This is a genomic window from Achromobacter sp. NPDC058515 (genome assembly GCF_042721735.1).
Taxonomy (GTDB): Bacteria; Pseudomonadota; Gammaproteobacteria; order Burkholderiales; family Burkholderiaceae_B; genus Achromobacter.
This window is the reverse complement of record NZ_JBHXNI010000001.1, coordinates 672,700-682,579: the sequence shown is the minus strand read 5'-3', so window position 1 is coordinate 682,579 and position 9,880 is coordinate 672,700. Positions and strand designations below refer to the sequence as shown.

General features: G+C 60.4%; 10 protein-coding genes and 1 pseudogene. 4 read left to right on the top strand and 7 right to left on the bottom strand.

Annotation, left to right across the window (positions count from 1 at the left end):
• Positions 1–540 precede the first annotated feature (540 nt).
• From ACFWP0_RS03270 to ACFWP0_RS03245, 6 genes and pseudogenes are all read right to left on the bottom strand, one after another.
• A complete protein-coding gene (locus ACFWP0_RS03270) occupies positions 541–687 on the bottom strand; it encodes a hypothetical protein (protein ID WP_377839619.1) in 147 nt (48 codons plus the stop codon).
• Between the two features lie 54 nt (positions 688–741).
• Positions 742–936 carry a hypothetical protein gene (locus ACFWP0_RS03265; RefSeq protein WP_377839618.1) on the bottom strand — a complete coding sequence of 65 codons (195 nt, stop codon included), beginning with the start codon at positions 934–936 and terminating at the stop codon, positions 742–744.
• Between the two features lie 195 nt (positions 937–1,131).
• Entirely contained in the window at positions 1,132–2,625 is a 1,494-nt protein-coding gene (locus tag ACFWP0_RS03260; protein ID WP_377839617.1) for a carotenoid oxygenase family protein, read from the bottom strand.
• 81 nt (positions 2,626–2,706) lie between these two features.
• Complete coding sequence (locus ACFWP0_RS03255) at positions 2,707–3,123, bottom strand: DUF1398 domain-containing protein (protein WP_377839615.1); 417 nt, start codon at positions 3,121–3,123, stop codon at positions 2,707–2,709.
• Between the two features lie 56 nt (positions 3,124–3,179).
• The gene (locus tag ACFWP0_RS03250) at positions 3,180–3,530 is read right to left on the bottom strand and encodes a MarR family winged helix-turn-helix transcriptional regulator (protein WP_377839613.1); all 351 of its coding nucleotides are present in this window, start codon (positions 3,528–3,530) and stop codon (positions 3,180–3,182) included.
• Positions 3,531–3,819: 289 nt separating this feature from the next.
• Positions 3,820–4,598 (bottom strand): annotated as a pseudogene (locus ACFWP0_RS03245) (RNA methyltransferase); the annotation flags it as partial.
• A gap of 139 nt (positions 4,599–4,737) precedes the next feature.
• Here ACFWP0_RS03245 and ACFWP0_RS03240 point away from each other — a divergent pair.
• From ACFWP0_RS03240 to ACFWP0_RS03230, 3 genes are all read left to right on the top strand, one after another.
• Entirely contained in the window at positions 4,738–4,899 is a 162-nt protein-coding gene (locus ACFWP0_RS03240; protein ID WP_377839612.1) for a hypothetical protein, read from the top strand.
• A 95-nt stretch (positions 4,900–4,994) separates the two neighbouring features.
• Positions 4,995–6,440 carry an IS1182 family transposase gene (locus ACFWP0_RS03235; protein ID WP_377839611.1) on the top strand — a complete coding sequence of 482 codons (1,446 nt, stop codon included), beginning with the start codon at positions 4,995–4,997 and terminating at the stop codon, positions 6,438–6,440.
• 277 nt (positions 6,441–6,717) lie between these two features.
• Entirely contained in the window at positions 6,718–6,924 is a 207-nt protein-coding gene (locus tag ACFWP0_RS03230) for a hypothetical protein (protein WP_377839609.1), read from the top strand.
• Between the two features lie 345 nt (positions 6,925–7,269).
• On the opposite strand, the gene glmS is transcribed toward ACFWP0_RS03230, so the two are convergent.
• Positions 7,270–9,102, bottom strand: coding sequence for a glutamine--fructose-6-phosphate transaminase (isomerizing) (gene glmS / locus ACFWP0_RS03225; protein WP_377839608.1), 1,833 nt, complete (start codon positions 9,100–9,102; stop codon positions 7,270–7,272).
• A gap of 150 nt (positions 9,103–9,252) precedes the next feature.
• On the opposite strand from glmS, the gene ACFWP0_RS03220 reads away from it, so the two are divergent.
• Entirely contained in the window at positions 9,253–9,741 is a 489-nt protein-coding gene (locus ACFWP0_RS03220) for an Lrp/AsnC family transcriptional regulator (protein ID WP_377839607.1), read from the top strand.
• Positions 9,742–9,880: the final 139 nt, after the last annotated feature.

Below are 9,880 nucleotides of genomic sequence, written 5' to 3'. Positions count from 1 at the left end.
TCGCTGGGTGGCCTCCCGCCGGTGCAATTCATGCCTCGGTTAACCCTTGCTCCGATCGTCTATCAACCGATGTCTACTTGACAGGGGTGCTTACGGAACCACGTGTACAGCGCATAGAGCATCGCAATTCCGATGCGCGGTGGAGCGCATCGAAGCCTGATCCCCGCATCCGCGTCATGAAACGCAGAAGGCCCATGCAATCGCATAGGCCTTTTGCTTTCGAACTCAGACGAACGCCTTCAGAGCTGCCCGCCGAACCCGGCGGCGATACCACCAGGTGAGCCCCGCCCACACCAGCGTCCAAACGCCAAGGATCGCGCCGATGCAGGGCTGGAAGATAAAGGTGGAGACATCGTCCCAGCCGGGCGCGGTACGTTTAAGACCGACGGGCGCGCTGATTTACACTTCGATCCGTTCGCCCCGAAGCGCCGGCCCGGCCTCTTCTACCGTGAAGGTGAACTGCGAAGTTCCCTTCGCCAACTGCGGGAAGGGCGGCGCGGTCTCGGGCAGGGCGCCATCGGCATGGCTTGCAGGCCAGAGCTAGCGGTAGAAATGCGTGGCGCTGGCGGCGCCGCGCTGGGCCGCGGCCACCACGACATCCCGTGTCTTGCCATCGCGCACACGAATCCGCACCGGCTCCCCGGTGTTGATGAAGCCCGGCTTCGCGCCCGGCGCGTCCACACACATTGTACATTCCCCCAATTCGGGACGCTCCCTGCCCATCGGATCGCCAAAACGCGCCTACATCCACAGTGGCGCTTCGCGGATGCGATAAACCTCGGCATGCGCCGTCTGTCCGGGCGCAAGGTTGATCGGCGTCAGCGTCGCGTCGGCGGACAGTGCATACCGCAGCATGCCCACCGCAAACCACGCCATGGCGGCCAGCCACAGCGCCCAGCCCGTCACCAGCGACACCTTGAAGAACGTGCGCCACATTATCGTGTTACCCAGGATTTGCCGGCGTCAAAGGGTACCCCAATTGGAACGGGCGAATTGACGCGCAGCCACCCAAAGGCGGAAGCGCTGTGTCGCGGCCCACAAGTTGTGGCGCTGTTTGTCCGAACGGACGGTATAGAGTGCGCGCCCACTAAGCTTGTGCCGGCCATTTGCAGTCGAGGCGGCGGGGACTTATCAACTGCTGGAAATCCAGTTGCCGTGAAGTCCCTGCGGCACGCGTTGGGGCATCTCGATGACGGCTACGGGAGGTTCCTCGATCCTGCCCGCGTCCAGCAAAACCAGGTTGCTGGCCTGGCGCTCCGGATCGTACGTGAAGGCCACCAGATAACCGTTGTCCTCCTGGCCACCACCCGGCTTTGGCACGAATGCAGCCTCACCAACGATATGGTTGCCAAAATCGTGGCGCGTGTACCGGCCAGTCTCGGTATCGAGTTTGAGCACCGTATTGAACACCGCCGTAGGCGGATTGGCTTCATTCAGCGAGGAGGTCAAGGTGGGCATGTAGACGAAGCGAGTGGGAAGCGCCTCGCGCAGATGGTTTACTCGCGGGAATTCGGTAACCTCATTCGAGAAGCCGGCGACCTTGAAGCTGCGTTGTGCTGGATCGATGGTCATTCGCTTGAATGTGGGGGTAGGGCCGTGCGTCAATGCGAATTTGTCGTGCTGCACGTAATCCACGACAATCTGCTGGCCCCGCTCGAACCCGTTGGCGAAGTGAAAGACAAAAAAGGGCTCGCCTTCTATCCAATTGGGAGCACCGCCGTCTAGCGGCAGCAAGGCGATGCGCATGCCAATATCGGGGCGCCATTGCAGCATCGATTGGCCAGCCTTCGCTGCCTGGACATCGAACACTGCTGGCCCGGCGATGAGGACTAAGTAGTGCTCCGTCAGGACGAAATCGTGGATCATTGTGGGCATAGGCAGTTCCACCGACCTGGTGTTCATCAACAACCCGGATGAGTTGATACGATGAAACTTCACTGTCGGCGTGCGCCAACTGTATTCCAGGGCATAGAGATCACCGGTGCGCGGATGGCGCCGATTGTGAGCGCCCAGGCGCAAGGGTTCGGAGCCGCCTGCGGTCCACAGGCCTAATGTGTCTAGTTCTGCGCTAATCTCGTAGCTGGTCGTTGCCTCGTTGAGCGCGATGAGGCGGCCGCCGTGCTGGATAATGTTCACGAAGGCGCCGTTCTTGATGCGCGACGGAACTTCTCCCGGTAAAAACAGGCTCGGATCGACGGGGCCAGGATGCGTAAAGCTCCCAAAGACAGCTCTGCCCGCCCGGCGCTCGACCATCAGGCTCTCTGTCTTCACGAAGCGATTGCGATAGCGGGCCTTTCCGTCTTGGATATAGACGGCATGAATCATGCCATCGCCGTCAAGCGGATATGTGTAGCCTATTGGCTTGAACTCTGGGTTGGGTCCGTTGCGCATGTAGACGCCGCGCAAGTCGGCGGGAATTTTCCCAGAAATCACCGGAAGGTCGCGCGCGTCGACTTCGCGCAGAACCGGAAGGAAGTTCCCGCTAAGATGCGGATCGTTGTCAGTCCAAGGCACATCCGCCACCTCGCCTGCGCGGGCCTGACGCCACAGGGCATGGCTGCCGATGAGCGCCGCTCCACATAGGGTCATACGGTGAAACGCACGGCGTGTAAGTGGTGGCGACATAATGGTGCTCCGAGAAAATGGATACAGCCCATTCGAACTTTGCACCGCCGGCGCGGGCGGGGCAGCGTGTTCGAATCGCAACTATTGGCCATTCAAAGCGGGATACTGCTCGGCGTATGCTTCATCAAGGCAGCCGTAGTACGTAACGGTGCGATTAACCAGGTCTACGTCGTAGCGGATGACACCTGCGCGCCACGCAGCCTCTAGAAACTCTGCGAAGGTGCTCTCTCCTGCCTGATCGGTCCGCAGCGCCTTCGCAAGCGCAAGCTCATCGAACGCCGGTACGTCCGCCGCGCCGGATACCAGGGGAGTTCCCTGCATGACGACGGGCCCATCCTGGGTCAGATACAGGCTCTCGCACGCCGGTAAGAACCAAACATTTCGCGTGACTCCCGCTCGACGCAGCGTGTCAGCCAGGTATGGAAACCCGCCCACTTTGGGCCGGTTGGTCATGGCCCGCTGCTGCGCGGCCCTTAGATGCTCTATGGCCTTGCTCATCGCCATTCTTCCTTTTACGGAGACGTCGTTGCGAAAATGAGTGGAAAAACCGCGCTTTAGTCCACGGGTATGTTGCTCAATTGATGGATATCAGCCAGCTTCTTCAGTAATTGCCGAAGCATGTCTTGTTCGGCTGTACTAAGAGCGCCGAAAAAATGCTCATCGTTGTCGTCGGAGATCACGGTCAGTTCTGGCAAAACATGTTCGCCCTGCCGAGTCAGCGCAAGCAACTGGACACGATTGTCTTCCGGACTCGTCTCGCGGGAAATCCACCCCTTGGACTGCAATTTTTCCAGTACCTTTGAAATGCCTCCCCGCGTCATGCCCGTTGCGCCGGCAATACCAGCCGGCGTCAGTGCAGCGCCGCTCCGAATCTGATTCAGCGCGACCCATTCAGCGACTGACATCCCCTGCTCCTGCAACGCGCGGGAGAACGTACCCGAGACATGGTTGGAAACTAGTCTCAGCCAGTAGCCCAAATGTGTATTCAGTATGGATCCCGGCTGTGTAGACGTTGTACGGCCCAAAGCGCCCCCTTATAATTTCCATGGAAACTATAATGAATTCCCGGGGAACGCTTGTCAAGAGTCTTCTGGCGCACCGAACGTTGCGAACATGGATTCGAACTAAATCCGGCGGAGGGTTACTGATCTTCGTTGCTGAACCGACATTCGTCGCATGACCGTGTCCGGTCTTCTAGGCGGCTTCCGGCGTTGCCGTGCGCTTGCGGCGCAGTTCGACCACCTGCTCTGCGCCCACGGCGCGAGCGCGCAATTGGCCGCAGCCGCCGTCTACATCCTGCCCTGCGCTATTCCTCACCTTGGCCAGCACACCGCGGCTATGCAAATAGCGGACGATCTCGCGGATGCGCTCGGAATCGGGGCGCTGGTAGTCATCCCCTTCAAGGCTATTGAAGGGAATGACGTTGAGCACGCCATACTTCTCCTTGAGCAGGCGCACGACTGCATCGAGTTCGTCGTCGCCGTCGTTGATGCCTTGAGCAGCGTCCATTGATACTGGATCGGATAGTCGGTGTCGCGCGCGTATCTCTCGCCAAGTTCGATGAGTTCTTCCGGCGAAATTTTCGGCGCGCGTGGCAGCAGGTGTTCGCGCAGTTCGGCTTTGGTCGTGTGCAGCGACAGCGCCAGCGCGGGCTTGATGCGTTGTCGTGGCAGGGCTTCGAACACGCGCAGGTCGCCCACGGTGCAGAACACGAGATTCTTGTGGCCGATATTGCCTTCGGCGCCGAGCAGGTCGATGGCGTCGAGCACGTTGTCGAGGTTGTGCGCCGGTTCACCCATGCCCATGGAGACGACTTTCTTCACCGCGCGCAGACGCCGCGCTAGTACGACTTGGGCAAGGATTTCCATGCTCGTGACCTGGCGGATCAGGCCGCTCTTGCCGATCATGTAGAAACGGCAGCCGACCGCGCAGCCGACCTGGGTGGAGACGCAGAGTCCGTCGCGCGGCAACAGCCGCATGTCTCCAAAAAGTAGCGCACATCTTGATGCTTTCCTTGGAGCCTATGTCCACGCGGGCTCGTTTCTGCTTGTGCCGTGTCATTTTCCACGGAGGCGCGGCCAGCCCATCCCTATCCCAGTCAAACCTATCCCCATGAGCGAAATTCACGTCAGGCAGGCGTGGGAGGTTAGCGACAACGCCCCCGATGTGATGGCGCTTCGACCGGACGACGATCCCTACATACCGCCCGGCATCGGAAACCCGCCCGTGCTGCGCGCGCTGGCGCGCTTTCGCCGAATCAAGGATAGGGCTTAGGGCGATGACCGCTTTGGGTCGAGCCTGTGTGAAAACTCTTTGACGCCGCTATGGTGGAGTAGATAGAGTTTGGTATCTCGATTCCGGGAGTCGACATGCCCCGCTTCATCGAAGGTCAGGACCGGCAACAGGTAGCGTTGATCCCGGAATGCCTGGATGACTTCATCGCCGACGACAACTCGGTGCGCATAATCGACGCATTCGTCGACGAGCTCAACCTGGAATCGCTGGGATTTGAGAAGGCGGCGCCAGCAGCTACCGGCCGCCCGTCGTACCACCCGGCCGTGCTGCTGAAGATCTACATCTACGGCTACTTAAATCGGGTCCAGTCCAGTCGTCGACTCGAGCGAGAGTGCCAACGCAATGTCGAACTGATGTGGCTGGTCGGCCGTCTGGCGCCAGACTTCAAGACCATCGCGGATTTTCGCCGTAACAATGGATCGGGCATTCGCAACGTTTGCCGGCGGTTTGTTGCCGTATGCCGAGATCTCAAGCTATTCAGCCAAGCCCTGGTCGCCGTTGATGGAAGCAAGTTCAAGGCAGTCAACACGCGCGACAAGAACTTCACGGCTGCCAAGATAGACAAACGTCAGCAGCAGATTGAGGAGAGCATCCACCGCTATCTGGCGGCGCTCGACACAGCGGACCGAACGCAACCTGTCGAGATCGAGGCCAGGACCAATCGGCTCAATGACAAGATCGAACGTCTGCGCAAACAAATGCGCACGCTGGATGACGTCAAGGAGAGGCTCAAAGACAGTCCAGACGGTCAGCTGTCGGTGACCGACCCGGATGCCCGCTCGATGGCTACCAGTGGCCGGGGCTCGGGGATGGTCGGCTACAACGTGCAGATGGTTGTCGAAGCCAAGCACCATCTGATCGTCGCGCACGAAGTGACGAACCGAGGACATGACAGGGACTCATTGGCATCGATGACACAAGCCGCGCGGGAGGCAATGGGCAAGAAGCGACTGCGCGCGATTGCCGATCGCGGCTACTACAGCGCGCCTCAGATCAAGGCATGTGCAGAGACAGGTATTGATGCGATCTTGCCCAAGCCGACCACTTCCAATGCCAAGGCCGAAGGCCGCTTCGACCGTTCGGACTTCATATACATCGCGAAGGACGATGAGTACCAGTGCCCTGCGGGCCAGCGCGCCATCCACCGGTTTACGCGGGAGGAGAATGGTCTTCAATTGCGGCGCTACTGGAGTAGTGCCTGCCCACAATGCGCTATGAAGGAGCGATGCACTCCTAGCGCGTATCGGCGCATCAGTCGATGGGAACATGAGGCCGTGCTTGAGGCGGCGCAGCGCCGTCTAGACCGAATGCCAGAAGCGATGAAGGTGCGGCGGCGCACAGTGGAACATGTGTTCGGCACGTTCAAGCATTGGATGGGCTATACACACTTCCTAACTCGTCGCTTGGGCAATGTGGGCACGGAAATGAGCTTGAATGTACTGGCCTATAACCTCAAGCGGGTCATGCGCATCCTAGGCTTCCAGCAAACGATGAAAGCGATACTGTCGATGGGGGGCTGAGCCCTTCATATGACCAATGACGCACCTCAGGCCCTATCCGGGCCGCCCAAACGGCTTTGAGTGAGCCCCGCTTCGAAAAATCGAAGTGAAGACCGCCCAAGTTGATGCGGTCCAGGCGATCGCGCTGTGGCTGTCAGGACGAATAGCGTTTCCACACGGCCTCGGTCGAAAACGGGCATTTGCGGCACGGCGCAGAGACTTGACCTCGAACGCTTCGGGTCCTGCAACGGTCGTAGCGACGGTCAGCGTCCTAGATCCATGAGCACATGGAGATCTCATGAAGTTCGACGTTTACGGTAGATTGTCGCTGGAGGTGCTTCATACGACCCGTGGGTGGGAGGTGTATCGCCTTACCGACGGCAAGCATGTGCGTGCGGATGACGTCATCATTCCGGCGGATATGGAGGCTGGAGACATCGCGGAATACCTTGATGATCTCCTTCACGAAATATCCCGACCTGGGGACAGGATCGTAGAGCTGTGAGGGCCCGGCGCGCCAACGCTGACGGGCCTCCACGCGCGAGCGGGAACACGGTCGCGATTTAAGAATGCGGCGCGGCCAAGGTCGGCGCACAAAGTGCGACCGACTTTATTCCGCGCGACCGACTCTATTTCTCGTTTTCAACTTCTAGTTTTCACAAAGAATGTCTCATCCCAACACCGAAAACGAAAAAGACCGCGAAATGCGGCCTTTTACTTATCGGGAAAGACAATTAGCGGATTTTGGATGCCAACTAGGCTTTTTTCGCAGACGCTGCAGGAATACAGACTTTATTTCTTAATACGGACTTTATTCCTTATCTTCAAGTTGCAGCGGGCTTTACCCGCCTCACTCCACCGTCACGCTCTTGGCCAGGTTACGCGGCTTGTCCACATCCGTTCCACGCGCGCATGCCGTGTGATACGACAGCAGTTGCAGCGGCACGGTGTGCAGGATCGGCGACAGCTTGCCGTAGTTCTCCGGCATGCGGATCACGTGCATGCCTTCGGCGCTCTGGATCTTGCTGTCCGCGTCGGCGAACACATACAGCTCGCCGCCGCGCGCGCGCACTTCCTGCATGTTGGACTTCAGCTTTTCCAGCAGCTCGTCCTTGGGCGCGATGGTGACCACCGGCATGTGCTCGGTGACCAGCGCGAGCGGGCCGTGCTTGAGTTCGCCGGCCGGGTAGGCTTCGGCGTGGATGTAGCTGATTTCCTTGAGCTTGAGCGCGCCTTCCAGCGCGATCGGATAGTGCATGCCGCGGCCCAGGAACAGGGCGTTTTCCTTGGAGGCGAAGCGATCGGCCCAGGCCATGATCTGCGGCTCCAGCGCCAGCACCGAACCGATGGCGACCGGCAGGTGGCGCAGCGCCTTCAGGTGTTCGGCTTCCTGCTCGTCGGTCAGGTTGCCGCGCGTCTGCGCCAGCGTCAGGGCCAGGAGGAACAGCGCGGTCAGCTGGGTGGTGAAGGCCTTGGTCGAGGCCACGCCGATCTCCACGCCGGCGCGCGTGATATACGACAGCTTGCACTCGCGCACCATGGCGCTGGTCGACACGTTGCAGATGGTCAGCGTGTGTTCCATGCCCAGCGAGCGGGCGTGCTTCAGCGCGGCCAGCGTGTCGGCGGTTTCGCCGGACTGCGAGATGGTCACGACCAGCGAGCGCGGATTGGGCACGCTGTCGCGGTAGCGGTATTCGCTGGCGATCTCGACCGCGACCGGGATCTTGGCGATCGACTCGATCCAGTACTTGGCGGTCAGGCCCGCGTAGTAGCTGGTGCCGCAGGCCAGGATCAGCAGGGAATCGATGTCCTTGAAGATCTTGTAGGCCTGGTCGCCGAAGAGCTCGGGCGTGATGGCTTCGATGTCTTGCAGGGTGTCGCCCACCGCGCGCGGCTGCTCGAAGATTTCCTTCTGCATGTAGTGGCGGTAGGGGCCCAGCTCGGCGGCCCCGGTGTGCACGTGCACGGTGTGCACTTCGCGGTCCACGTTCTTGCCGGCGGCGTCGACGATCCAGACGCGCGAGAGCTGCAGGTCGACGACGTCGCCGTCTTCCAGGTAGATGATCTGGTCGGTCGTGCCGGCCAGCGCCAGCGCGTCGGACGCCAGGAAATTCTCGTTCTGGCCCACGCCCACCACCAGCGGCGAGCCTTGGCGCGCGCCCACGACGCGATGCGGTTCGTCGCGGCAAAACACGGCGATGGCGTAGGCGCCATGCAGGCGACGCACGGCGTTCTGCACCGTTTCGAACAGGTCGCCCGAGTACAGGTGGTTCACCAGGTGCGCGATGACCTCGGTGTCGGTCTGGCTTTCAAAGACATAGCCCACGGCTTGCAGCTCGGCGCGCAATTCGTCGTGGTTTTCGATGATGCCGTTGTGGACCAGCGCGATGCGCGGTTCTTCATTGCCCAGGCGCGAGAAGTGCGGGTGGGCGTTGTGCGTGGCCGGCACGCCATGCGTGGCCCAGCGGGTGTGGGCGATTCCGGTGAAGCCTTGGACCTTGTCCTGCGCGACCTGGTCGGCAAGCTCGGCGACGCGCTGCGTGCTGCGCGTGCGGCGCAGATGGCCGTCGGCATACACGGCGACGCCGCAGGAGTCGTAGCCGCGATATTCCAGGCGCTTGAGGCCTTCAACGAGGATCGGGGTGATGTCGCGCTGGGCGACGGCGCCAACAATGCCGCACATAGGAGAGACTCCGGTAAGTTCGTGTACCGACGCATTGTGCGCGACCCGTAAAGAAATTTGATTTCTTTCTGTTCCGTTATTTGGCAGTTAATTCCCTTACATAATTGTGATTAAATAATCTTTCTTATAGATCGGATTTTTGAATTAATCATGCAAAACACGCCGATTTCACTACCGGAGCTGGATGATCTGGACCGGCGCATTCTTGAACAGTTACAAGAAGACAGCGCGCTGACCAACCAGGACCTGGCCGCGCGCGTGCATGCGTCGCCGCCAACCTGCCTGCGGCGCGTGCGCCGCCTGGTCGAGGAAGGCGTGATCGACAGGCAGGTGGCCATCCTGTCCGCCCAGAAGCTGGGCAGCACGCTGACGGCGATCGTGGAGATCACGCTGGATGTGCAGGCGGCGGAAAGCCTGGATGCGTTCGAGCAAAGCATGCTGGCCGAACCGGCGGTGCTGCAGTGCTACCGCGTATCGCCCGGCCCGGACTTCGTGGTGATCGCCCAGGTCAAGGACATGCCGGCCTATCACGCGCTGGTGCACCGCGCCTTCACCGCGCAGGCCAACGTGCGCAACGTGCGCACGTTCTTCTCGGTGCATCGCGCCAAGTTCGAGACGCGGATCGACGTGCGGGGGTGATCAGGGAATAAGCGTGCACAGTCGGGCCTCGGCCAGTGGATAGTACAAATTCGACCGGCGAAAGACGCCAGAGAGTTCCGCACAGGAGCATCCCTTGCAAACGCACTCTACCAAGTACCTGGAAATGATCGCGGCGCAC